This window comes from Microbispora rosea, assembly GCF_044460045.1.
GTDB classification, from domain to species: Bacteria; Actinomycetota; Actinomycetes; order Streptosporangiales; family Streptosporangiaceae; genus Microbispora; species Microbispora rosea.
Window position 1 is genome coordinate 999,761 of the sequence record NZ_JBITJO010000003.1, and the last position, 22,466, is coordinate 1,022,226.

A 22,466-nucleotide genomic window follows, 5' to 3' on the forward strand; every position below is an offset into this window, starting at 1 on the left:
CCTGCCGTGGGCGCTCGAAAAGCCGGGAAAATTGCTTCCGATGTGTCTCGTCGCAGGTCAGACGGGGTGACGATGGGGAGGCCATGAAATGGCGCTCCGTGCAATGAGATGAATGTCTCCGTGCTCGCCGGTGCGTGGCCATATCGAGCGGGATTTGTCCAGTGGCGAAATTGCGGGAAACGGCCGCCGAGGGTGGGCGGAGCGCCGGGTTCAGCGGGTCACCGTGGTCTCCTGCTCCATGCGTGACAGCTTCTCGGGGTTGCGTACGGCGTAGAGGCCGGTGACGAGGCCGTCGTCGATGCGTACGGTGATGACGGTGTCGACGTGGCCGTCGACCCGGGCGATCAGTGCGGGGTGGCCGTTGACGTGTGCGGGCTCCAGCGAGGCCGTGGGATTGATCCTGCTCAGCACGTGGGCCACGTGGTCGGCTCCCACGATGGGGGTCAGGGCGGCCTGCTTGAGTCCGCCGCCGTCTGCCAGGAAGACGATGTCGGGGGCGAGGATGTCGAGCAGGTGTTGGAGGTCGCCGGTCTCGACCGCCTGCCGGAATGCGTGGAGGGCGTTGCGGGTCTGGTCCGGGGAGACGGCGTCGCGGGGGCGGCGGGCGGCGACGTGTGAGCGTGCGCGGTGGGCGATCTGGCGGACGGCTGCCTCGTTCTTGCCGACGCCTACGGCAATCTCGTCGTAGTCCAGGTCGAACACCTCGCGCAGCACGAACACCGCCCGCTCGGTCGGCGACAGCGTCTCCAGCACCAGCAGCATCGCCATGGACACGCTCTCGGCCAGCTCGACGTCCTCGGCCACATCCGGCGCGGTCAGCAACGGCTCGGGCAGCCACGGCCCGACGTAGGACTCCCTGCGGCGGCCGAGTGTGCGGAGTCGTTTCAGGGCCTGGCGGGTGGTGATGCGCACGAGGTAGGCGCGCTGGTCCCGTACGGCGTCGAGGTCGACGCCCGCCCACAGCAGCCAGGTCTCCTGCAGCACGTCCTCGGCGTCGGCGGCCGAGCCGAGCATCTCGTAGGCCACGGTGAACAGCAGATTGCGATGGGCGACGAACGCCTCGGTGGCCGGGTCCACGGCGGGCTGCGTCCGGCCGCCGCGGGCGTACGGTCCGGGCGCGTCCGGTGGTCTCTCGCTCATTGACCGGTTCCTGTCTGCTGGTTCTCGACCGTTGCCTGCATACGATCCCGGCGCTCGCCGCTTTGTGACACCCGTCGCCGGTGACGCACGTCACACAGCTGTGCTGTCACAGGGATCGGGTCGCCGGGATCTCTTGCCCGTCAGGACGCCGGATCGTACGGGCCCGGCGTGTTCGCCGTATGGAGAGCTGAGAGGAACGTCATGAACAACGTCATGAACGCAGCGGTTGAGAGCCTTCGCCGCGATTTCGGCGGCGACGTCATCGAACCGGGAGCACCGGAGTACGCGTCGGCCAGCCGGACGGTGCTGGCTTCGGGTGGTCCGGCCTATGTCCTGCGGCCAAGGAGCGTCGGGGATGTGCGGGCAGCGGTCAGGTTCGCCGCCGGTGCGGGGCTTGTGTTGTCCGTGCGGGGCGGCGGTCATGGCTTCGCGGGCTTCGGCACGAACGACGACGGCGTGGTGATCGATCTGAGCGGGCTCGCGAAGGTCGAGGTCGTCGACAAGGAGCGTCACCTCGTACGGATCGGCGGCGGCGCCACCTGGGGGCAGGTCGCGGCCGCCCTGGCCCCGCACGGACTGGCGATCTCGTCGGGTGACACCAGGAGCGTCGGTGTCGGCGGGCTGACGTTGGGCGGTGGCATCGGCTGGAAGGTCAGGAAGCATGGTCTGGCGTTGGACAGCGTGGTCGCGGCCGAGGTGGTGACCGCGGACGGACAGGTGGTGCGGGCCGGTGCGGAGGAGAACCCCGAGCTGTTCTGGGCGATTCGCGGTGGTGGGGGCAACTTCGGCGTCGTGACCGCCTTCACGTTCGCGGCGCATCCGACGACGGACGTCTTCTTCGGCAGGATCGCCTTCCCGGCGTCGGAGGCGGCCGCCGTGCTCCAGGGGTGGGCGGAGTGTCTGCGCCGCGCCCCGGAAGAGCTCACTTCCATCGCGAATCTCGCCAATCCCTTCTCCGGCGGCCCTCGGGCGCCGATCGAGGTACAGGTCGCCTTTGACGGCGACGACCCGCGGCTCGCGGCCCAGGCGATCGATCCGATCCGGCGGCTCGGCACGGTGATCGCCGACGATGTCGCGCTGAGGCCCTACGCCGACACGCTCGTGGACGGCGCCGTCGCGCCGCCGGGGATTCGCCTGTTCACCCGGAGCGGGTTCGTCGACAGGGAGTCGGTGCGCGAGGTCCTTGCGATCCTCGCCGCGGCCGGGGCGGCGGAGGGGGCGCCGTTCGTGTCCGTGCGCAGCGTCGGCGGCGCGGTGGCCCGGGTTCCCCGCGATGCCACGGCCTACGCGCATCGCCGGGCGGAATTGATGATCGTGACCACGGTCGCGGGGCCGGCGCCGGTCGTGGAGGCCGCGCGGCCGGCTCTGGATGCGCTCTGGGCCGGGCTCGCGCCCCACGTCGGCGGCGCGTACGGGAACTTCCTCGCTTTGGCGGGTGAGGAGGATGTGGCGGCGGTCTATCCGCCGCGGACCTACGAGCGGCTGGCGGCGGTCAAGCGCCAGTGGGACCCCGGCAACCTGTTCGCCCGCAATCACAACGTGCGGCCTCGGTAGGCCGCGCGGGCGGGGCGCGTCGTCCGAGGCGCCCGGCCGGGCCGGGCGGTTGGCCGTCGGTCCCGAGCCGGGCGCGCAGCGGTGGTTCGCGGGGCGTGCGTGGTCAGGCGGGGGTGTCGGGCAGGCAGACGGTGACGGCCTGGGGCACGGCTTTGACCGTGATGCGCTTGACCTCGTCGCGGGCTCCCCCGTCCAGTTCGTACGCCATGGGGGTGCGGAGTTTGACCGATACCTTTCTGGCGCGGGTGATGCGGACGAAGGGGGACTTCTCGGCGTTGCCGGCGCTCATGCGGCCGATGGTGCGGGCCCATTGGATGGGGCCTTCCGCGGTGGAGACGCCGACTTCGAGCCAGCCGTCGTCGTAGCGGGCGTCTTCGAAGACGTCGATGCCGCCGGTGACGGTGCCGACGTTGCCGACGAGGACGCAGCTGGCGTCGCCCTCGAACCAGTCGTTGCCGTCGATTTTGATTTTCATCGGGGTCACGGCGCCGCCGACGTGGCGCAGGCCGGTCCAGATGTAGGCGAGGCGGCCGAGGCGGTCCTTGAGGCCGCGGTCGGCGTCGGCGATCATCTCGGCGTCGAGGCCGACGCCTGCCATGACGGCGAAGTGCTCGCCGTTGATCTTGCCGAGGTCGAGTCTGGCGCGGCGGCCCTCGAAGCCGATGCGTACGGCCTCGGGGAGGTCTTCGGGGATGCCGAGGTTGCGGGCGAGGAGGTTGGCGGTGCCGGCGGGGACGATGGCGATGGCGGCGTCGCTGCCGGCGAGGGCGTCGACGCACCGTTGCACGGTGCCGTCGCCGCCCCAGAGGAAGAACAGCTCGGCGCCGTCCTTGAGCGCCTGGCGGACCTTCTTGGGGGCCTTCTTGCTCTTGGGGACCTCGTACCAGAGCAGGTCGCCGACGTCGTAGCCGGTGATGAGCTTGCGGAGCTCGTCGAGGCCGCCGCCGACGGTCTTCTTGCGGTGTGCGATGACGGCGACGCGGGGTGGTGCCGGGGTTCGGGGGGTGGCGGGCGCGGCGGCGTGATCGTCCGCGGGCCGCCGGTCAGCGGATTTCACCATGGACCGGCGGCTACCCGGATGGGGCGCGGTTAGGCCTCGGGGAGGGTGTAGTCGAGGAGGTAGTGGTGGCCGTCGTCCACGCGGATGGCGCCTTCGCCGGTGAGGCCGGCCAGTTCGCCGGTGCCGCTGGTGGGGACGATCTGCCATTTCATCCACTGTTCGCCGTTGTGGCTGCCGGCGCTGTGCTGGAGGGTGAAGGTGCCCTTGCGGCCGTGGAGGGTGCCGTCGAAGTGTTCGACGCCGACGTAGGCGGCGGGGCCTTGGGGGGTGACCACGGTGAGGATCTCGGTGGTGCTGGTGCCGACGAGGTCGCCGTGGAAGGTCTTGGTGATGTGGTTGCGGCCGAAGGTGGCGCCCTCCTTGTCCTCGGTGGCCAGTTCGGTCCAGTTGGTGATGTCGAAGGTGCCGGTGGCGTGTCCGTTCATGGGTCCAGGGTGCCGCGTGTTCCTGTCATCTGCTGTCAGGTAGGGCGATGTCCGATGGGTGAGCGGAAGGAGAAAGTTAGGCGAATGCCGTGAAGCCCGCCACTTTGCAGCCGTTCATGACAGATGATCGGAGGCATGGGTTTCCCCCGACCGGCCGTCCCGGTCCTCGCGGGCCGGTCCGTCCAAGCCCGTTCGTCGCGATGCTGATCTCCCCCTTCCCTTCCCAGGAGGGCCGCAGGACCGCGTACAAGGTGTTCGGGTCGGCCGCGACCGCTCCGCGCCGGGCGCGCGCGTTCGTGCGGTGCCAGTTGCGGGGATGGGAGCTCGCGGATCTGGCCGAGACGGCGGAGCTGGTCGTGTCCGAGCTGGTGACGAACGCGGTGCGGGCGACGGACGCCGTGGTCAGCCCGCCGATGGCCTCGTCGATGTTCCCGGTGGCCCTGCGTACGGTGGCGTTGCGGGTGCGGGTGGCGCCGGGACGACCCAGCCTGTTCATCGAGGTGTGGGACGTCAGCGACCGTGACCCGGTGCCGCATGGCGAGGCGGGGGGTGAGCTGGGCGAGGGCGGCCGGGGGCTCGTGCTGGTCGGCAGCCTGGCCCGGCGCTGGGGTCATTACTCGGCGCCGGATCGCGGCAAGATCGTGTGGTGTGAGCTGGCCATCTCTCCGGTGGAGGGGGCGCGCTCGCCGGGGGCGGCGGGTGCTCCGGCCGCCGGTTCCGTACCGGGCGGGAGGCCGGGTCCGGCGGCGGTTCCGGCTGCGGGTCAGCAGGGTACGGATCGGCAGGGTACGGATCGGCAGGCTGCGGCGGTCGCGGTCGCCGCTGAGGGAGCGTCCGCCGGAACGTCTGCGGGGACGGCTACGGGGACGCTGCCGCGGCGGGTGCGGCGGCACCCGGTGGGCGCGCGGGACGACGGTCCGGACGAGGCGACGCTGCTGCGGGTGCTGGAGGGCCTGCGGGCCCTGGACGTGTCCGGGCCCGACCGCCGCTGATCCCCCGGAATCCCCCGGCGGATGCGCGGTGTGATGCCCCGGGGATGCCCGGGGAATCCGCGGCGGGTCAGGGGACGACGGTGACCGGCCAGCGGCCGGTGCGGACCAGGCGGAGCGCGACCGAGCCGATGAAGCGGTGGCCGGCCTGAGTGGAGGCTCCCACCACGACCGCGTCCGCCCTGATCTCGTCGGCGATCCTGGCGAGGACGCCGGCGGCGTCGCCGTGCTCGGTACGGAAGGTGTAGTCAACACGGGAGTGGGCGGTCTGGACGAAGTGCTCCACTTGCGCGCGCAGGTCCGCGGCGACCTCCTCCCCCGCCTCGATCACCGATGCCGACGCGGCCGGCACCATCGTGCTGATCGCTCCGGGGTTGGTGACGTAAACGAGGACGACGTGCGAACCCTGGCGGCGGGCGAGGCCCCAGGCATAGGCGGCGGCACGTAGGGAGGTCTCCGAGCCGTCGATGCCGACGAGGATCACTCGCGGGCCGTCGGTGCCCAGCTCGAACGTGTTCACGCAAGTCAGGGTACGGCCACGCCGGGGCGGCCGCATCCGGGCCCGGGTCCGGGGGCGCGCCAGGGTGGATCGGGTGGCGGCGCGGCGGGTTCGCAGGGTTCGGCGGGGAGGCGGCGCAGGGCCCGGCCGGTGGGCACGGATAACCTGTTGCGGAAATGTCGGGGCCGTTGGTTAGGGTCTCGGATTGTGGCCGATCAACCTTTGATCTACGCGCGTGGCCTGGTCAAACGCTTCGGGGAGTTCACCGCCGTCAACGGGATCGACCTCGACGTGGCGCCGGGTGAGGCGTTCGGTTTCCTCGGGCCCAACGGGGCCGGCAAGTCGTCGACCATGCGGATGATCGGGTGCGTGTCCACGCCGACCGCCGGGGAGCTGCGGATCCTGGGCATGGACGCGGTGCACGACGGGCCGAGGATCCGCGCGCGCCTGGGGGTGTGCCCGCAGCTCGACAATCTTGATCCCGACCTGACGGTGCGGGAGAACCTGGTGACGTACGCCCGCTATTTCGGGCTGTCGCGGGCGGAGAGCCGCAGGCGGGCCGACGAGTTGCTGGAGTTCGTGCAGCTCGGCGACCGCGCGGGCGGGAAGGTCGAGCCGCTGTCGGGGGGCATGAAGCGGCGGCTGACGATCGCGCGGGCGATGGTGAACGATCCTGATCTGGTGCTGCTCGACGAGCCGACGACGGGGCTGGACCCGCAGGCCCGTCACCTGTTGTGGGAGCGGTTGTTCCGGCTCAAGCAGCGGGGCACCACGCTGGTGCTGACGACGCACTACATGGACGAGGCCGAGCAGCTGTGCGACCGGCTGGTCGTGATGGACGGCGGCAGGATCGTGGCGGAGGGGTCGCCGAGGTCGCTGATCGAGACCTACTCGACGGCCGAGGTGGTCGAGTTGCGGTTCCCCGGCATGCCCGAGGTGGGGCCGCGATACGCGGCGGCGCTGGAGGGGGTGGGCAAGCGGGTCGATCCGCTGCCGGATCGGGTGCTGGTCTACGTGGACGACGGTGACGCCGCGCTCGCGGAGATCCAGCGGCGCGGTCTGGAGCCGACGAGCGTGCTGGTGCGGCGGTCGACGCTGGAGGATGTGTTCCTCCATCTGACGGGCCGGACGTTGGTGGACTGAGATGGCCGTGACCCACGGGGTGCATCCCACGATCGCGGTGCTGGAGCGGCACCTGACCCTCTACCGGCGGTTGTGGCAGGCGTCGGTGTTCTCCTCGTTCCTGCTGCCGGTGCTGTTCCTGCTGAGCATCGGCATCGGTGTGGGGAGCTATGTCGGCAGGGTGCAGGGGGTCGACTACCTGTCGTGGATCGTGCCGGGCGTGCTCGCGTCGACGGCCTTCCAGATCGCGGTGGGCGAGTCGACCTTTTCGGTGCTGGGCGACTTCAAGTGGGTCAGGGCCTATCACGCGATGCGGGCCACGCCGGTGGGGCCGATGGACATGGTCCGGGGGCATCTGCTCTATCTGGTCTTCCGGGTGACGATCGCGGTCGTCGCCTTCCTGGTCGTGGTGGTGTTCTTCGGCGGGCTGCACTCGCCGTGGGCGCTGGTCACCCCGCTGGTGTGCGCCTTGCTGACGGTGTCGGTGGCGGCGCCGGTGACGGCGTTCGCCGCCACGATCGACCACGACAGTTATTTCTCCCTGGTGTTTCGGCTGGTGGCTCTTCCTTCGACGTTGTTCGCGGGGGTGTTCTTCCCGGTCGAGCAGCTCACGCCGGTGTTTCGCCCGCTGGCGTACGCCTCGCCGTTGTGGCATGCGGTGGAGCTGTGCCGGGCGGCGACGCTCGGCACGGCCCCGGCCTGGCCGGTTCCGGCGCATGCCGCCTATCTGCTGGTGTGGGCGGCGGCGGGTCTTTTCCTGGCGGTTCGGGCGTTCCGCCGGAGGCTGGAGGACTGATGATGACGACGCTGGTGGCGTCCCGGGTCTCCCCCGGCCGGGTGGGCGCCGTCATCGGCCGCAACGTGGGGGCGCTGCGCTCCGGGCCGTCGTACTGGATCGTGCTGCTGTCGGGCTTCTTCGAGCCGCTGCTGTATCTGCTGTCGATCGGTGTCGGCGTGGGCGCGCTGGTCGGTGATCTGACAGTGGACGGGCGGACCATGTCGTACGCGTCGTTCGTCGCGCCGGCGATGCTGGCGGTGTCGGCGATGTCGGGGGCGCTGGCCGAGACGACGTACAACTTCTTTTTCAAGCTGAAATACATGAAGACGTTCGAGGCGGTGCTGGCGACGCCGGTGCGGCCCGCCGAAGTCGCGGTGGGCGAGCTGGTGTGGGCGATCGTCCGGGGTTCGCTCTACACCGTGATCTTCCTGGTCGTGATGGTGGCGATGGGGCTGACGGAGCCCGGCTGGGCGTTGGCCGCGTTTCCGGCGACCATTCTGGTGGGGCTGGCCTTCGGCGGGCTGGGGATGGCCGTCAGCACGTTGATGCGCGGCTGGCAGGACTTCGACCTGATGGGCACCGGGCAGTTCGCGTTGTTCCTGTTCTCCGGGACGTTCTCCCCCGTGCAGGATTATCCGGTCGGGGTCGAGGTGCTGATCCAGCTCACGCCGCTCTACCACGCGGTGGAGCTGGTGCGGGGCCTGTGCATGGGAGTGCTGGGGTGGGGGCTGCTGGGGCATGCGGTCTACCTGGTCGTGCTGGCCGGGGCGGGGGTCTGGTTCGCCTCCCGGCGCCTGACCCGGGTCCTGTGTGACTGACGGCGGGTGCGGGGTCGACTCGCGGCCCCGCACCCGCCGGTGCCCGGGCGCTCAGGCGGATGACGCGTCGATCTGTACGCGGTCGCTGTCGCCGTCCGACAGGAACGACGCCAGCGACCGCCCCTCCTCGGTCACGGCGGCGCGGTCGGATCGGGACAGGCGGCGCAGCGGGGTGACGGTCACGGTGCCGGTGCCGGCGGTGAGGTTCCAGGTGGCGGCGACCCGGCCGTCCACCAGGACGACGCGGGCGCCGGCGACCGACAGGCCGCGGTGGGCGTCGTCGACGATGCGGCTGCGGTCGTGGTAGCCGAGGATCGCGTTGTCGAACGCCGGCAGGAAGCGCACGGGCGCGGGGGTGCCGGGGTCGGGACGCGGCGCGCCGGGCAGGTCCAGCAGTTGCCGGCCCCGTTCGTCGCGGAAGGCGATGAGCTCTTCGCGTACGGCTTCGACCGCGGCGGGCAGCCCGGCCAGGCCGCACCAGGCGCGCAGGTCGGCGGACGCGGCGGGCCCGAAGGCGGCCAGATAGCGGCGGACCAGCGCCCGCCCGGCCTGGTCGGATCCGTCCGGGGAGAGCGGGGCGATGTCGCGTCCCAGCCATGCGGCGAGGGGAAGGTTGCGTACCCCTGCTTTGGCGCGCCACAGTCCGCGCGGGGGCAGCTGGGCCATGGGGATGAGCGCGGCGACGAGCAGCTCGCCCAGGGCCCGGCGCGGCGGCGCGGGCCAGCGGTGGGTGAGCGCGTCGACGAGTTCGGCCATGGTGCGGGGCCGTCCGTCGGCCATGACCTCCCGGCCGGCCGCCGCCACCTCGTCCGGATCGAGCCCGGCCAGTTCACGGCGGTAGGTGGTCAGCACCCGCCGGCGCAGCATGGCGTCGTGCCGGGCACGCCAGGCCAGCGCGTCGGCGGCGGTGACGAGGTGGACGGTGCGGCGCATCAGGTGGGTGCGCACCACGTCCCGTCCGGTCAGCAGGCCGTCCAGGGCCGCGGGGCGGAAGGCGCGCACCCGCGACCACAGCCCGGCGAACGGCTCCTGCGGTTCCTGTGCCTGCATGCCGCACAGGTGCGCGACGACGCCGAGGACCGGTGTGTCGGTGCGGTCGAGCAGGAACTGCCGGGCGAGCGTGGCACGGTTGAGCGCGCGGCTGTCGAGGACCGTCATGGTGTCAGGCCACGGCCCGGTCGTCGGCTGGGCGCCTGCGCAGCGCCGGGTGCGTGACGGCCGGCGGATCGTAGGAGATACACACCAGCACGCCCAGGCCGTAGCGCCGGCAGACGGGCAGGACCTCTCGCTCGATCCCGCGGTTGAGGATGGAGTACGTCGGCTGCTCGGTGCGCAGCCGGTGCAGAGCACGCCGTTCGGACACACACTGCGCCTCGACGATCTCCGAGGGCGGCAGGTTCGAGGAGCCGATGGCGTAGACCTTGCCGCTGCGCACCAGATCGGTCAGCGCGGACAGGGCCTCCTCGATGTCGGTGCGGGGGTCGGGGTGGTGGATCTGGTAGAGGTCGATGTAGTCGGTCTGCAGGCGTCGCAGCGAGTGCTCGACCTCGGCGATGATCCACCGCCGTGAGCTGCCGTGACGGTTGGGCCCCTCCCCCATCCGGCCGTTGACCTTGGTGGCCAGCACGACCTCGTCACGCCGGCCTTTGAGGGCCTTGCCGACGATCACCTCGGTCTCGCTGTAGCCGTACACGTCGGCGGTGTCGACGAGGTTGATGCCGGCGTCCAGCGCCCGGTGGGTCATGCGGACGCAGTCGTCGTGGTCGGGGTTGCCCAGTGGGCCGAACATCATGGTGCCCAGGCAGTAGGCACTGACCTCGATGCCGGTTCGCCCCAGCTCGCGCGTTCTCACAGTGGTCCGATTCCTCTTCGATTCAGGGGAGCGGAGGGGTGCGGCAGACGGACGGATGCCCCGCCGCACCCCTCCGCGAGGGAGGTCAGCCGTACTCAGCCGTTGTACGGCGCCGCGACGTCCAGGACCCAGACGACGCCGAAGCGGTCCTTGAGCATCCCGTAGAGCGGCGCCCACTGCGCGGGGGCCAGCGGCTGCACGATGGTCGCGCTGACGGCCAGCTTGCCCCAGAGGGCGGTGAGCTCGTCGGTGTCGTCGCCGCGTACGGAGACGAAGACGGCGTTCTCGCCCGGGTTCCACGGTGTGTGGGAGGGCACGTCGTAGGCCATGACGTGGAAGCCGTTCCCCGCGACCACCTGGCCCCACATCACCCAGTCCGCCTCGTCCGGGTTCTGCACGTTGCCCGCGTCCTTGTAGGTGACGGCGACGACGTCCCCGCCGAAGACGGAGTGATAGAAGCCGAGCGCCGCGCGGGCGTCGCCGCGGAAGTTCAGGTGGGTCGTGGTGGTGATGGACATGATGACTCCCAGCTTTCGATCATTCGGACAAGCGCCGGACGAGCTCGTGTCGGAAGCGGCCGGGCGTGTGCCGCTTCGGCGACGGCGCTCCGGGCGATCGCCGCTGTCGTCGCGTCCCCCCTGTCCGAGAGGATGGTGATCTGCGGTGATCGTGCTTCTGTTCGACTCGGTCGGTATCGACGACCGCAGGTTTCCACGGGTAGAGGACAGGAAGGGTCCTCTACTGGAGCAGGATGGGCTTATGCCGAAGACGTCCGCGCGGCTGCTCGCGCTTCTGTCGCTGCTGCAGACCCGTCGCACCTGGTCCGGCGAGGACCTGGCCGAGCGGCTGCGGATCACTGCGCGCACGGTCCGCCGTGACGTCGACCGGCTCCGTGAGCTGGGTTATCCGATCACGACCTTCAAGGGGCCCGACGGCGGATACCGGCTGGACGCCGGTTCGCAGCTGCCCCCGCTGCTGTTCGACGACGACCAGGCCGTCGCCCTCGCCGTGGCCCTCCAGACCGCCACCACGACCGGCGCCGGCATCGGGGAGGCCGCGGCGCGTGCGCTGCACACCGTCCGGCAGGTCATGCCCGCACGGCTGCGCCACAGGATCGACACCCTCCAGGTCACCGCCGTCGAGCGGTCCGCGGCGCGGCCGGACGTGGGGGTCGACGGCAGCGTGCTCATGGCGCTCAGCGCCGCCGTCCACGCGGCTGAGGTGCTGCGCTTCGACTACGCGTCCGCGTCCCCTCCGGACGCGGACGACGGGGTGCTGACGCCGCCGCGCCGAGTGGAGCCGCATCATCTGGTCACCTGGGGCGGACGCTGGTATCTCGTCGCCTGGGACCTCGACCGGGGGGACTGGCGCACCTTCCGCGCCGATCGGATCACCCCGCGCTCCCCCACGGGGCCGCGTTTCACGCCGCGTGAGGTGCCCGGAGGCGATGTGGCCGCCTTCGTGGCCGGCAGGTTCCGGGGCTTCGACGGCTCGGGCGACTGGCCCTGCCGCGGTGAGGTGATCCTCGCCCTGCCCGCCGCCGCCGTGTCCCGATACGCCCGCGACGGCGTCGTGGAGGAGCTCGGCCCGGACCGCTGCCGGCTCGTCCTGGGCTCGTGGTCGTGGCCCGGCCTGGCCGCCGCCATCGGCAGGTTCGACGCCGACATCGAGGTCGTCGGCCCGGCCGAGCTCAGGGAGGCTTTCGCGCATCTGGCCCGCCGCTATGCCAGGGCCGCGGGCGGCGCGATGGGCGGGGCGGGGAGAGCCGAGCCGATGCTCAGGTCACCGTAGGTGAGCCGGCGCCCGTCGGGGTGGGTGCCGTCCGGGCCATGGAGGCGAGCATGCGGAGTTTCTCGTCGCTCTCGCTGCCCTGATCGGCGTAGTAGAGCACCAGGAGCAGGCCGTCCACGGGGAGCTTGTCCCGGTGCAGGCGCAGCTCGCCGACGACGGGATGGTTCACGGTGGCGGTGCCGCCGTCGAGGGTGCGGATGTCGTGGCGGGCCCAGAGGGTTCGGAAGCGCTCGCTCGACAGGGCGAGCTCCCCCACCAGCTCCACGAACCGCGGGTTGTCGATGTCGTCCCCGGCGGACTTCCTGAAGGCGGCGATGAATCCTTCCGCCGAGCGTGGCCAGTCCTGCTGGAACGCCTGCTCCTCGGGATCGAGCAGCAGTGACCGCAGGCGGTTGTGCCCGGGCTGGAGGCGGGGAGAGAGCGCGACCGCGAGCCGGTTGGAGGCGAGCACGTCGAACGCGCGCCCCTCCACGAAGGCGGGAACCTGCACGCTCGCCAGGAGCTGGTGCAGCCGCGCGGGGACGCGTTCGGGCTTCCTGCGCCGCCGGGGCCTGGGGCGTGCGGCGGCCAGGCCGAGAAGGTAGTCCTGTTCCAGCTCGTCGAGGTGCAGGACCCGCGCGAGCGATTCGAGCACCTGCGTTGAGGGGTTCCGGTCGCGGCCGCGCTCCAGCCGCAGGTAGTAGTCGGCGCTGATGCCCGCGAGCATGGCGACCTCTTCACGGCGAAGCCCCGGAACGCGCCGGTTCGGGCCCGGCGCGAGCCCGGCCTGTTGCGGGGTGACCAGGGCCCGCCGGGCACGCAGGTAGCCGCCGAGCAGGTTGGCGCGGTCGTCGTCGCTCATGTTCGCCATCGTATTTCGGGCTTTCCGCGCCAAGGGGGCCCTGGCAGGACCCCGGAAGACGGGGGCACTGCCTCCAGCCGGAGAAGGGATCGACACTAAAGACGCCGCGGCGCAGGAACCGCAATCCGGAACTTCGACGAGCGCGCCCAGCGGCTTCGCCGCGGACGGGCCCACCCTGAGCAGGAGCATTCAATGGACATCACCAACCGCACGGTCTTCATCGCCGGCGCCACCTCGGGAATCGGTCTCGAGCTCGCTCGCCGCTTCGCCGCGGCCGGCAGCTCGGTCGTCGTCGGCGGCCGGCGAGCCGACCTGCTCGACCGGCTGGCAGCCGAGGGGTTCGGCACCGTTGCCATCGACGTGACCGACCAGGACAGCGTCGGCCGTGCCCGCGACGCGATCCTCCGCAGCCACCCGGACCTCGACACGATCATGACGATGTCCGGGGTCGGGATGCCCGAGGATCTGCGCGATCCCGCGCACTTCGGCGCCGCACGGCAGATGATCGACACCAACCTCCTGGGCACCATCCGCGTCATCGACGCGTTCACCCCGCACCTGGTCGGGCGCGGCGCCGGCACCGTCATCACGGTCACCTCGGGTATCGGGTTCCTGCCGTTTCCGCTCATGCCGACGTACGCGGCGTCGAAGGCCGCGGTGCACGCCTACTCCGAGGCGCTGCGCGCGCAACTGGACGGCACGGGCATCGAGGTGTCCGAACTCGTCCCTCCGGCTGTCGCCACCACGCCCGAGCAGGCTCGGCTCAACCCCCGCGCGCTCGACCTCGCCGAGTTCGCCACCGAGGTGATGGATCTGCTCCAGGCCGATCCCACTCCGCACGAGATCCTCGTCAAGGGCGTGCTGATGCACCGCTGGGCCGAGCGCGACGGCACCTACGCCGATCTGGTCGCCCAGCGGTCGCGGGCGCTCGCGATGCTCCCGAGCCGTCAGTAGGCGCGGACGGGCAGCTCCGGACCGGTCACGGTCGCGGCGAGGCCGCCTCGAGGAGAGCGCGTCCGGCCTCGGTGAGCTCGTGCGTGGCCGTGCGACCGGCCCGGGTGCTGTCGATCAACCCGGCGTCGCGCAGGATCGCCAGGTGTTCGCTTGCCGTCGGGGCGGTGACGCTCACGAGCCCGGCCACGACGCTCGTCTGCAGCGGTGTGGTGAGCGCGGCCAGAATCCTCGATCGGGTCGTTCCCACGAGCCGGTCGAGAGATCTCGGAGTGGGGGGCGCCGCCCAGAGGTACCGCCCGGACGCCGGGTAATAGATCGCCGGGGCCCAGTGGTGTGAGGTGGTGCACTGCACCCGGTCGGTGATGAACAGTGACGGAACGAGAATGAGCCCCCCGGGGCAGTCGACGGCGATGTCGACGGCCGACTCGACGGTGATGGTGTCGCCTTCGCACGCCGCGGAGGGGTGCAGGCGCGGGAGGACCGTGCGCAGCCCCTCGCGGTTGACCTGAAGGGCCCGGTCCAGCATCTCGGCACGCAGCGCCTGCCGCATGGACGGCCACTCCGGTTCCACGGCCGCCTTCCAGAGGCGGCGCACCGCGTCGGCGGCCTCCCCCCTGGTGCGGGCGGGGTCGCCGAGCAGCCGGCGGCCTGTTTCCGCCTCACGGCCGGCGGCGGCGTCGGCCAGCTCGGCGTAGACCTGATCCGCCGGGGTGGACAGGAGGGCGTCCATTCCTTCGTCGAAGGTCGGCTCGCTGGACATCGGCGACGGGTCGAGGAAGTCGGGCCGATAGGCGCCATCGGCCATGAAGACCGTGAGCGCGGTCAGGTCCAGGCCGGAAAGGCGGTGGCGGCGACGGCGAAGCCACGGGTGGAACATCGGGTGACGCTGCGGCTCGGTCAACAGCCGGGCGAGGCTGACCACTTCGTGGATCGGCGACATCGCCCAGCGCACTCCCGCGGCCCCGGCGCCCAATCGGTAGCGGATCATCTCCCGATTGTTAGGCCACCGCCGAAGTGAGCGCGAGCGGAGCGGCGAAGCCCCGAGACTCGGGCCATGACCGACACCACGCAGACGGACGGGTGCTGCTCCCAGCCCGAGCAAGCCGGAAAGACGCGAACGATCCGGCTGGGCGCCGGCGGATCGACCATCGAGGTCCTCGCCCGCAAGGCGGAGACCGGCGGGATCGTGAGCATCTACCGGTGGCGCATGTCGCCCTCCAGCCGGGGACCCTCCCCGCACTTCCACACCACCTTCAGCGAGACCTTCATCGTCGAAGAAGGTGAAGTCGACTACTTCGACGGGCGGGCCTGGCGAACACTGCGGCCCGGCGACACCGCGCATGCCTCGGTGGGCGACGTCCACGCGATCCGCAAGGAGCGCGCCGAACCCGCCACCCTCCTCATGGTGCTCTCACCGGGCGTGCTCCGGGAGGAGTACTTCGCGGAGGTCGCCACTGTGCGCGAGCGGGACCTGAGCCGGCTCCACGACGCCCACGACAACCATTTCGTCCCCGACTACGAGGGGTGACGGCACCGGCGGCACGCCCGCCCCGCCCCGCTCCACGCGGTGCCTGACCATGCGCTCACCGCGCTCGGGCGCGATCACCTGGGGACGGGTCAGGACACGCAGACGCAGAACTCGTTGCCTTCGGGATCCCGCCAGACCTGCCAGAGATCCTCGTGCATCTCCCCTACCGGGGTGGCCCCGAGCGCGGTGGCGCGGGCCACCGCGGCGGCGAAGTCGTCGGATACCAGATCCAGGTGGACGCGGTTCTTCGCGGTCTTGGGTTCGGAGACCCGCTGCAGGGCCAGGTCGGGACCGAGGCTGATCCAGTCGTCCTCGCGACGGGTGATGTCCCGCTCCAGCAGGCGGCTCCAGAACGCGGCGAGCCCGTCGAGGTCGTTGGCGTCGATGACCACGCCACCCACGCGAATGCTCATTGCTCCCCTCTCGGCGTACGGATCGATTATGTCCGGGCCCGGTTGTCCGGCCCGGACCGGATATCGACCATGGCAGAAGGAGGATCTTCCCGAGGAAATGCGAGGGAGCGAGAGCATGAGCCCGGTAGTCATAGGCCGTCTCAGCGGTGAGGACTGGCGCACCTGGCGTCGTCTGCGCCTGGCGGCGCTCGCCGACGCGCCCGGCGTCTTCCACGGCGACCTGGAAGAGGAGCGAGCCTACGACGAGGCGCGGTGGCACGCGTGGACCGAGGACGGTGTCAAGGCGGTCGCGTTCGACGCGGACGCGCCGGTGGGCGTGGCCGCGGGGCGTGTGCCGGCGGACCGGGCCGGGGCCGTCGAGCTGTTCGGCATGTGGGTGCGTCCCCGGGCCAGAGGCGGTCGGATCGCCGAGCGCCTGGCACTGGAGGTGGTGGCCTGGGCGCGCGAGACAGGGCGGTCCCGGGTGGAGCTGTGGGTGATCTCCGGCAACGATTCCGCCGAACGCGTCTACCGGCGGCTCGGATTCCGCGACACGGGCGAGTACGAACTCCACCCGCGCGACCCTGGCCTGCGCAAATACGTCATGGCCAGGGGCGTCGGCGAGGGGTGACGCTGGTCCCCCGAGTCGATCGCACAGGCGACGCCGGTGACGCGGGGTGACGCCGTTCCGGCGCGTCCGCAGCGCGTGCGCGCCCGGGGCCACATGGGTGACGTCCGCCGACCATCGATCGCTCTCCGAGAACACGGTCACGGCGCCGTCGGCGGCACTCGTGCGGCCGGGGTTGGCCTGCGGGCGTACGTCCCCGGGCCGATGCCACCTCGGCGGCGGCCGGTTAGCCTCGGGGCATGAACCCCTCAACGGCCGCCCCGTCTTCTGCGCGCGTTGCCTGTCGCACCGTCGTCCACGAGAGGACGCGCCGCCGATGACGAGAACGAAGGCCATGGCCTGGGTGGGGGGTGCCTCCTACCTCCTCATGGTGGGCCTGCTGGTGTGGGGCGCGCCGGAGGCGCCGGGCACGGTCCACGCCGCCGGTTCCCTGCTCGCCGTGAGCCTGCTCGCCGGCATGGTGCGGCGGATGCCGCTGTCGGCTCTGGCGATGACGCTCATCGGATCCACAGCCGTGGTGGCGGGCCCTCCGAGCGCCGCCCAGGAGAGCCTGGCGGCGTCGTATCAGGGCCAGTTCCTGTCGTATCTGGCAGTGGACCTCGTTCTGGGCTTCGTCGTCGCCACCCGTGCGCGACGGGCTTCGATCGTCGCCGTGGCCGTGTCTTTCACCGTGCAACTCCTGCTGATCGGCGGCTTCGCGCACGGGGACGACCTGACCGTCTACGGGGTGATCGCCCTCCTGGCGATAGCCGCGTCGTGCATGGCCGGTCTGCTGACTCGCGAGCGCCGTGAGCACGCGGCGGCGCTGCGTTCACAGGAGGTGGCCGAGGCCGTGACCGCGGAACGGCTGCGGATCGCACGGGAGCTGCACGACATGGTCGCGCACAGCATCGGCATCATCGCGATCCAGGCCGGCGTGGGGAGCCGGGTCATCCAGACACAGCCGGCGGAGGCCGGCGAGGCGCTGCGCACCATCGAGGCCGCCAGCAGACAGACCCTGTCGAGCCTTCGGCGCACGCTTGTGGCGCTCCGCCAGGCCGACGGGGGCGCGATCGGGCCGGAGCGGTCACCGCTCGCCCCCTCGCCTGGCCTGTCGAACCTCGGACAACTGGCGGCGGCGACCGCGGACGCGGGGGTACGCGTCGATGTGCGCCGCAGTGGGGAGCAACGTCCTTTGCCCGCCGACGTCGATCTGGCCGCCTACCGCATCGTGCAGGAGGCGTTGACCAACGTGGTCCGCCACGCGGACACCGGCCGTTGCCGGGTGGCCATCGACTTCGGAGACGAGGAACTGTCCGTTGAGGTCGTCGACGACGGGTGCGGCGCCACCTGGAACGGATCGGCGGCCCGACCGGCTCAGGGCTTCGGCATCGTCGGCATGCGGGAGCGGGTCGGCCTGCTCGGCGGCCACCTCAGCGCCGGGCCGCGCCCCGAGGGTGGCTTCCGAGTAACAGCCCGGCTGCCGCTGCCCGAACCCACCGGACTCGCGGTGGAGGCCCGATGACCGTCCGGATCCTGCTCGCCGACGACCAGCCGCTGGTGCGGTCAGGGCTGCGCGTGCTCATAGCCGACCACCCCGACCTGGACGTCGTCGGTGAGGCCGCCACGGGCTCAGAAGCGGTCCGGCTCGTCGGCGAACTCGGCCCCGACGTGGTGGTGATGGACATCAGGATGCCCGGCATGGACGGGATCGAGGCGACCCGCCGGATCACGGCCGGCGCGGCGACGACGCGTGTCCTCGTCCTGACCACCTTCGACGAGGACGACCACGTCTACGGCGCGCTCCGGGCCGGCGCGAGCGGCTTCGTGGTCAAGGACATGGCGCTGGACGACATCCTCGCCGCGATCCGGGTGGTGGCCGCCGGCGACGCACTGATCGCGCCGAGTGTGACGCGCCGCCTGATCGCGGACCTCGTTCGGCGCCCCGGCACCGCCTCCGAACGCTCCCCGCGACCGATCGAGGGCATCACCGAGCGGGAACAGGAAGTGCTGACCCTGGTCGGACGCGGCCGGTCGAACACCGAGATCGCGCAGGACCTCTTCATCACGGTGGCCACGGCCAAGTCGCACGTGTCACGGCTGCTCACCAAACTGGGCGCCCGGGACCGGGTCCAGCTCGTGATCTCCGCTTATGAGATGGGACTCGTGACGCTGCCGCGCTGATGACGTCGTCCCTCGGCGGAGCTGGACGCGGGCGTACCTCAGTCCCCGTCCGCACCGGGGCCGGGGGGTGGTGCGGATGCGGTCATCCGCTCGATGATCTTCTCCAGTGCGCTGTGCAGGTGGCGCCGCTCCTCGTCGGTGAGGGTCGCGGTGGCGTGTTCGGCCAGCAGGCGCCTGGCCTCGGCGATCGGTTGCTCCGCGGCGCGGGCCTTCGGGGTCAGGTGCAGCCGGACGAGTCTGCCGTCCGCCGGGTCGCGGCGACGCACGAGCAGCCCGGCCGCCTCCATCCGGGTGGCGGTGTTGACGACGGTCGGGGTGGTGACCTGCAGGCGGGCCGCCAGCTCCCCGGGTGTCAGCCCGTCGGTCTCCCACAGGACCTCCAGCACGAGGTTCTGCCCCACGCGCACGCCGTGGCGGCTCATCGCCTCGTCCGCCGCCGCCCGCAACAGCTTCTGCGCCCGCGTGAGCAGCCTCAGTACTTCGGTCACCCGGCCATCCTACGATTCGTTTGCGCGCTAATGATTCTCCGGTTACGCTGATCGTTAGCTTGCTATCGATTTGGAGGGATCCGCATGATCCTTGTGACGGGCGGACGCGGCTTCATCGGCGCGCACACCGTGCGTGCCCTGCTCGACCTCGGCGAACGCTGCGTGCTCGGCCAGCGGGCGGCGGGACCTCCGCCGGCCCTGGTGACCGAACGGGAGGTGCGGGAGGGGCGGGCCGTGGTGGAGCCGATGGACTGCACCGACCTCGGCAGCGTCCTGGCGGCGGGCAGGCGTCACCGCGTGACCGGCATCGTGCACCTGGCCGCGGCGGGGATGGGCGCGTCGGCGCCGCTGGACGAGCTGTCGGCCAACGCCGCCGGGCTGTTCACCGTGCTGCGCGCCGCGCGGGAGTGGGACGCCGGCCGCGTCGTCGTCGCGAGCACGATCGGCGTGTACGCGGGGGTCGCGGACCCGGCTCTCCGCGAGGACGCGCCCTTGCCGGTCGCGAGCCCGCATCCGATCCCGGCCGCCAAGAAGATCGCGGAAGTCGCCGCCGACATCGCCGCGTCATCCGGGCTGGACGTGGTCGCCGCCCGGATCGGGGCGATCTGGGGCCCGTTGGGCAGGCCGTCCTCGCCGTTCTTCGCCGCTCCCCGGCTCGTCCATGCCGCCGCGCGGCATGCGATGGCGGATGGCGGCGCGAGCGTCTCCTCTGCCGCCCGCGCGGGGGAAGCCCAGGCCGCGGGCGAGGGCGGCGTGCCAGGCGAGGCGCCGCCTTCCTACGCGGAGGACGCCGTCGACATGTGCTACGCGCCCGACTGCGGCCGTGCTCTCGCGCTCCTGCAGACGACGGCGACGTTGCGCCACCGCACCTACAACGTCGGTGGCGGCCGGGCCGTCGCCAACCGGGAGGTCGCCGCCGCCATCGGCAGGGCCGTGCCGGGGGCGGCGCCCGTGCTGCTCCCCGGGCGCTCCCCCGCGGCGCCCGCCGTGGACCCCTGCCTCGACATCTCCCGGCTGCGGGAGGACACCCGCTACGCCCCCGAGTGGGACCTCGACCGGGCCGTGACCGACTACGTCGGCTGGCTGCGGGCGGGCAACCCCCGCTGATCGCCGCGCCCACGGGATAATGCGGGGCATGTACCGGGAGAGGGTGTCGCGTGTGCCGGACGCGGTGCTGTGGTGGAGCACCTCCCCCGGCGCCTCCCCCGGCACCGGGGCCGCCGAGCGGCGCGTGCTGCCGGACGGGTGCATGGACGTGATCTGGGCGGACGGCGCGCTGCTGGTGGCGGGGCCGGACACCGCCGCGCACGTGGTGACCGACCGGCCCGGCGCCCGCTATGTGGGGCTGCGCTTCGGCCCGGGCACCGGACCGGTGGTCTTCGGGGTCCCGGCGCACGAGCTGCGTGACCGGCGGGTGCCGCTGGCCGACCTGTGGCCGGGCGCCGAGGCGCGACGGCTGACGGAACGGGCGGGCGAGGCCGCCGATGCGGGCCCCCGGCTGGGCGCGGTGCTGGAGGAGGAGGCGGCACGCCGGCTGGGCAGGGCGCCCCGCCGCGTCGACGCCGCTCTCGTCGGCGCCGTCGTCACGGGCGTGCGCGCGGGCCTGCCGGTCGCACGGATCGCCGCCGACACGGGCGTCGGCGAACGACGGCTGCACCGCCGGTGCCTGGACGCGTTCGGATACGGCCCGCGGACGCTCGGGCGCATCCTGCGGATGAACCGGGCGGTGGACCTGGCCCGCGGGGGCACGCCACCGGCCACCGTGGCCGCCGTGGCCGGGTACGCCGACCAGGCCCACTTGTCTCGTGAGGTGAGGTCCCTGACCGGCGTGACCCTCGGCGCGCTGATCCGCTGAGCCCCTGCCTGCCGCCCTGCCGCCCTGTGGCCCGTCAGGCGGTGGGCAGGGCGGCGAACAGGTCCACGCCGTTGCCGTCCGGGTCATGCACCACCGCGTAGCGCTGCCCCCAGAACGCGTCCCACGGCGGCAGGTATCCCTCGTATCCGGCCTCGACCAGGTCCGCGTACAGGCGGTCGACCTCCTCGGGGCCGTCGCAGCGGAAGGCCAGCGCCATGCGCGGCCCGCCGCTGCCGGGCGACCAGGCGGGGTCGAACGAATGGACGACATCAGCGGTGTCCCATGCGAGGCGCAGCCCGCCGGGCAGGGTCACCTCCACGTGGGGCTCGGTGTCGGCCGAGGGTGGGATGTCCAGCCCGAGCCGGCGGTAGAAGGACAGGGAGGCGGCCATGTCGGTCACGACCAGGCCGATGAGATCGAACGAAGGTGCCATGACGACCACGCTAGGGGGCGGCCCGCTCGGTCGTCTTGAACGAATCGGACAGCCGCCTGCGGGCGCCAGGACTTGCGCACTCAGCGGGAGAAGGGCGTGACGGCCGTGACGGCGGTCACCGGGATCGGCCCGTAGACGTGGGGGAACGCCTCGTCCGCCCCCTCAGGCACCTCCAGCCTGACCGGGCAGCCGAGCCGGTCCTCGTCGATCTCCAACAGCACCAGGGGCTCGGTGACGTGCCCGTAATAGCGGCCGGCCACGCCACGCGCCTGCATCGGGTCGGCCGAGGCGTGGATGTAGCCCTCCTCCTCCAGGGTGCGGCCGAGGGTCGAGACGCGGTATTCGCCTGCGAGGACGGCCGCGTCCCAGTCGGCGGCCAGCGCGAGATGGAAGATCATGGGCCGACCTTAGCGGGCGGCCCGAGTGCGGCCAGCGCGCGGGCCACCGCCTCCCGGGCCCGCTGCCTGCCGTCCGGGCGGGCCTCGACGACCTCTTCCACCCACAGTCCCGACAGCAGACCGGCGACGAAGCGGACCTCCCCGGGCCCGCACGGGTAGCCCGCGCCGCCCAGCACCACGGCGACGATGTCGTCGCAGCCGTCGGTCCACGCGCGGGCGATGGCCTGCAGCGCCGGGTCCCGGCCCGCCTGCAGGTACAGCTCCCACAGGCCGAGCTGGCGCATCCGGTCGGAGGCGTACACGCCGGTGAGCGTCTCGGCGACCGCGAGCGGCGTACGGCCCGCGAGGTGGTCCACCGTGGCCCGCATGCGGGCCAGTTCCCGCTCGACCAGCAGGGCGAACGCCTCGGCCAGCAGCTGGTCGCGGCTGGTGAAGTAGTAGGAGGTGGCGGCCAGGGGCAGGCCGGCCCGGCGGGCGACGGCGCGGTGCGTCACGGCGGCGAAGCCGCCGTCGCCGAGCAGGTCGACGGCCGCGTCGAGCAGCGCCTCCCTGCGGCGTACGGCACGCTCCTGCGGGCGCCGCGGCTGGGGCGAGACGGCCCGCACGGCGACGCCGCGTGCGGGGGCCGCCGCCGGGACGGGCGCGGGCCGGTCCTGATCGGGCACGCCGTGTTCCTCCCCTGGGTCGTCGGGGCTCCGCCCTCGGGCGGGAAGTCGTCCTGATCACCCTTAACGGGCGCGCGCCGCCGGGTCAAACGA

27 protein-coding genes are annotated in these 22,466 nt (G+C 72.1%); 13 read left to right on the top strand and 14 right to left on the bottom strand.

The window, feature by feature from the left end:
• Nucleotides 1-210 precede the first annotated feature (210 nt).
• Entirely contained in the window at nt 211-1,140 is a 930-nt protein-coding gene (locus tag ACIBK1_RS16855; RefSeq protein WP_396735845.1) for an RNA polymerase sigma-70 factor, read from the bottom strand.
• Between the two features lie 213 nt (nt 1,141-1,353).
• Between ACIBK1_RS16855 and ACIBK1_RS16860 the strand changes: the two genes are divergently transcribed.
• Nucleotides 1,354-2,694 carry an FAD-binding oxidoreductase gene (locus ACIBK1_RS16860; RefSeq protein ID WP_396735848.1) on the top strand — a complete coding sequence of 447 codons (1,341 nt, stop codon included), beginning with the start codon at nt 1,354-1,356 and terminating at the stop codon, nt 2,692-2,694.
• A 103-nt stretch (nt 2,695-2,797) separates the two neighbouring features.
• On the opposite strand, the gene ACIBK1_RS16865 is transcribed toward ACIBK1_RS16860, so the two are convergent.
• Nucleotides 2,798-3,754, bottom strand: coding sequence for a diacylglycerol/lipid kinase family protein (locus ACIBK1_RS16865; RefSeq protein WP_357322439.1), 957 nt, complete (start codon nt 3,752-3,754; stop codon nt 2,798-2,800).
• Between the two features lie 29 nt (nt 3,755-3,783).
• Complete coding sequence (locus ACIBK1_RS16870) at nt 3,784-4,179, bottom strand: DUF3224 domain-containing protein (protein ID WP_030508148.1); 396 nt, start codon at nt 4,177-4,179, stop codon at nt 3,784-3,786.
• 200 nt (nt 4,180-4,379) lie between these two features.
• Here ACIBK1_RS16870 and ACIBK1_RS16875 point away from each other — a divergent pair, with 200 nt between their 5' ends.
• Nucleotides 4,380-5,171: an ATP-binding protein gene (locus ACIBK1_RS16875; protein ID WP_396735851.1), complete on the top strand. Its 792-nt coding sequence runs from the start codon at nt 4,380-4,382 to the stop codon at nt 5,169-5,171.
• 67 nt (nt 5,172-5,238) lie between these two features.
• Here the strand turns inward: ACIBK1_RS16875 and ACIBK1_RS16880 are convergent, their stop codons facing one another.
• The gene (locus tag ACIBK1_RS16880; RefSeq protein ID WP_231513889.1) at nt 5,239-5,688 is read right to left on the bottom strand and encodes a universal stress protein; all 450 of its coding nucleotides are present in this window, start codon (nt 5,686-5,688) and stop codon (nt 5,239-5,241) included.
• 186 nt (nt 5,689-5,874) lie between these two features.
• Between ACIBK1_RS16880 and ACIBK1_RS16885 the strand changes: the two genes are divergently transcribed.
• From ACIBK1_RS16885 to ACIBK1_RS16895, 3 genes are read left to right on the top strand one after another with little or no spacing between them, the layout of a single operon-like run.
• Complete coding sequence (locus tag ACIBK1_RS16885) at nt 5,875-6,810, top strand: ABC transporter ATP-binding protein (protein ID WP_081903551.1); 936 nt, start codon at nt 5,875-5,877, stop codon at nt 6,808-6,810.
• A gap of 1 nt (nt 6,811) precedes the next feature.
• A complete protein-coding gene (locus tag ACIBK1_RS16890; RefSeq protein WP_363536352.1) occupies nt 6,812-7,585 on the top strand; it encodes an ABC transporter permease in 774 nt (257 codons plus the stop codon).
• Between the two features lie 2 nt (nt 7,586-7,587).
• Nucleotides 7,588-8,385, top strand: coding sequence for an ABC transporter permease (locus ACIBK1_RS16895; RefSeq protein WP_396735855.1), 798 nt, complete (start codon nt 7,588-7,590; stop codon nt 8,383-8,385).
• Nucleotides 8,386-8,436: 51 nt separating this feature from the next.
• Here the strand turns inward: ACIBK1_RS16895 and ACIBK1_RS16900 are convergent, their stop codons facing one another.
• From ACIBK1_RS16900 to ACIBK1_RS16910, 3 genes are all read right to left on the bottom strand, one after another.
• On the bottom strand, nt 8,437-9,543 hold the full coding sequence (locus ACIBK1_RS16900; RefSeq protein ID WP_396735858.1) for a winged helix DNA-binding domain-containing protein: 1,107 nt from the start codon (nt 9,541-9,543) through the stop codon (nt 8,437-8,439).
• 4 nt (nt 9,544-9,547) lie between these two features.
• A complete protein-coding gene (locus tag ACIBK1_RS16905; protein ID WP_396735861.1) occupies nt 9,548-10,237 on the bottom strand; it encodes an aldo/keto reductase in 690 nt (229 codons plus the stop codon).
• Nucleotides 10,238-10,332: 95 nt separating this feature from the next.
• Entirely contained in the window at nt 10,333-10,755 is a 423-nt protein-coding gene (locus tag ACIBK1_RS16910) for a VOC family protein (protein WP_396735864.1), read from the bottom strand.
• A gap of 241 nt (nt 10,756-10,996) precedes the next feature.
• Here ACIBK1_RS16910 and ACIBK1_RS16915 point away from each other — a divergent pair, with 241 nt between their 5' ends.
• Nucleotides 10,997-12,028, top strand: a complete 1,032-nt coding sequence (locus ACIBK1_RS16915; protein ID WP_396735867.1) for a helix-turn-helix transcriptional regulator — start codon at nt 10,997-10,999, stop codon at nt 12,026-12,028.
• Here the strand turns inward: ACIBK1_RS16915 and ACIBK1_RS16920 are convergent.
• Nucleotides 12,015-12,869, bottom strand: coding sequence for a helix-turn-helix domain-containing protein (locus tag ACIBK1_RS16920; RefSeq protein WP_396735870.1), 855 nt, complete (start codon nt 12,867-12,869; stop codon nt 12,015-12,017). The genes ACIBK1_RS16915 and ACIBK1_RS16920 overlap by 14 nt on opposite strands.
• Nucleotides 12,870-13,061: 192 nt before the next feature.
• Here ACIBK1_RS16920 and ACIBK1_RS16925 point away from each other — a divergent pair, with 192 nt between their 5' ends.
• Nucleotides 13,062-13,823, top strand: coding sequence for an SDR family oxidoreductase (locus tag ACIBK1_RS16925; protein WP_396735873.1), 762 nt, complete (start codon nt 13,062-13,064; stop codon nt 13,821-13,823).
• A 25-nt stretch (nt 13,824-13,848) separates the two neighbouring features.
• On the opposite strand, the gene ACIBK1_RS16930 is transcribed toward ACIBK1_RS16925, so the two are convergent.
• Nucleotides 13,849-14,811 carry a DUF5937 family protein gene (locus ACIBK1_RS16930; protein WP_396735876.1) on the bottom strand — a complete coding sequence of 321 codons (963 nt, stop codon included), beginning with the start codon at nt 14,809-14,811 and terminating at the stop codon, nt 13,849-13,851.
• A gap of 66 nt (nt 14,812-14,877) precedes the next feature.
• On the opposite strand from ACIBK1_RS16930, the gene ACIBK1_RS16935 reads away from it, so the two are divergent.
• Nucleotides 14,878-15,351: a cupin domain-containing protein gene (locus tag ACIBK1_RS16935; RefSeq protein WP_396735879.1), complete on the top strand. Its 474-nt coding sequence runs from the start codon at nt 14,878-14,880 to the stop codon at nt 15,349-15,351.
• 89 nt (nt 15,352-15,440) lie between these two features.
• Here ACIBK1_RS16935 and ACIBK1_RS16940 read toward each other — a convergent pair whose 3' ends face one another.
• Complete coding sequence (locus ACIBK1_RS16940; protein ID WP_396735882.1) at nt 15,441-15,764, bottom strand: VOC family protein; 324 nt, start codon at nt 15,762-15,764, stop codon at nt 15,441-15,443.
• A 115-nt stretch (nt 15,765-15,879) separates the two neighbouring features.
• On the opposite strand from ACIBK1_RS16940, the gene ACIBK1_RS16945 reads away from it, so the two are divergent.
• The 3 genes from ACIBK1_RS16945 (at nt 15,880) to ACIBK1_RS16955 (ending at nt 18,534) form a co-directional block, all read left to right on the top strand.
• Nucleotides 15,880-16,374 (top strand): GNAT family N-acetyltransferase, encoded by a 495-nt coding sequence (locus ACIBK1_RS16945; protein WP_036406587.1) that lies wholly within the window; start codon nt 15,880-15,882, stop codon nt 16,372-16,374.
• Between the two features lie 313 nt (nt 16,375-16,687).
• Complete coding sequence (locus tag ACIBK1_RS16950; protein WP_396735885.1) at nt 16,688-17,875, top strand: sensor histidine kinase; 1,188 nt, start codon at nt 16,688-16,690, stop codon at nt 17,873-17,875.
• The gene (locus ACIBK1_RS16955; protein ID WP_396735888.1) at nt 17,872-18,534 is read left to right on the top strand and encodes a response regulator; all 663 of its coding nucleotides are present in this window, start codon (nt 17,872-17,874) and stop codon (nt 18,532-18,534) included. The genes ACIBK1_RS16950 and ACIBK1_RS16955 overlap by 4 nt, the downstream gene beginning before the upstream one ends.
• Nucleotides 18,535-18,572: 38 nt before the next feature.
• Here the strand turns inward: ACIBK1_RS16955 and ACIBK1_RS16960 are convergent, their stop codons facing one another.
• The gene (locus ACIBK1_RS16960) at nt 18,573-19,022 is read right to left on the bottom strand and encodes a MarR family winged helix-turn-helix transcriptional regulator (protein WP_396735891.1); all 450 of its coding nucleotides are present in this window, start codon (nt 19,020-19,022) and stop codon (nt 18,573-18,575) included.
• An 84-nt stretch (nt 19,023-19,106) separates the two neighbouring features.
• Between ACIBK1_RS16960 and ACIBK1_RS16965 the strand changes: the two genes are divergently transcribed.
• Together ACIBK1_RS16965 and ACIBK1_RS16970 are read left to right on the top strand one after the other, a co-directional pair.
• A complete protein-coding gene (locus tag ACIBK1_RS16965; protein ID WP_396735894.1) occupies nt 19,107-20,129 on the top strand; it encodes an NAD-dependent epimerase/dehydratase family protein in 1,023 nt (340 codons plus the stop codon).
• Between the two features lie 28 nt (nt 20,130-20,157).
• Nucleotides 20,158-20,877, top strand: a complete 720-nt coding sequence (locus tag ACIBK1_RS16970) for a helix-turn-helix domain-containing protein (protein ID WP_396735897.1) — start codon at nt 20,158-20,160, stop codon at nt 20,875-20,877.
• A 34-nt stretch (nt 20,878-20,911) separates the two neighbouring features.
• Here ACIBK1_RS16970 and ACIBK1_RS16975 read toward each other — a convergent pair whose 3' ends face one another.
• The 3 genes from ACIBK1_RS16975 to ACIBK1_RS16985 all read right to left on the bottom strand — a co-directional run bounded on the left by ACIBK1_RS16975 (nt 20,912) and on the right by ACIBK1_RS16985 (nt 22,373).
• Entirely contained in the window at nt 20,912-21,310 is a 399-nt protein-coding gene (locus ACIBK1_RS16975) for a VOC family protein (RefSeq protein ID WP_030508169.1), read from the bottom strand.
• A gap of 80 nt (nt 21,311-21,390) precedes the next feature.
• A complete protein-coding gene (locus tag ACIBK1_RS16980; protein ID WP_396735901.1) occupies nt 21,391-21,708 on the bottom strand; it encodes a DUF952 domain-containing protein in 318 nt (105 codons plus the stop codon).
• The gene (locus tag ACIBK1_RS16985) at nt 21,705-22,373 is read right to left on the bottom strand and encodes a TetR/AcrR family transcriptional regulator (protein WP_051761742.1); all 669 of its coding nucleotides are present in this window, start codon (nt 22,371-22,373) and stop codon (nt 21,705-21,707) included. Before ACIBK1_RS16985 ends, ACIBK1_RS16980 begins: the two co-directional genes overlap by 4 nt.
• Nucleotides 22,374-22,466: the final 93 nt, after the last annotated feature.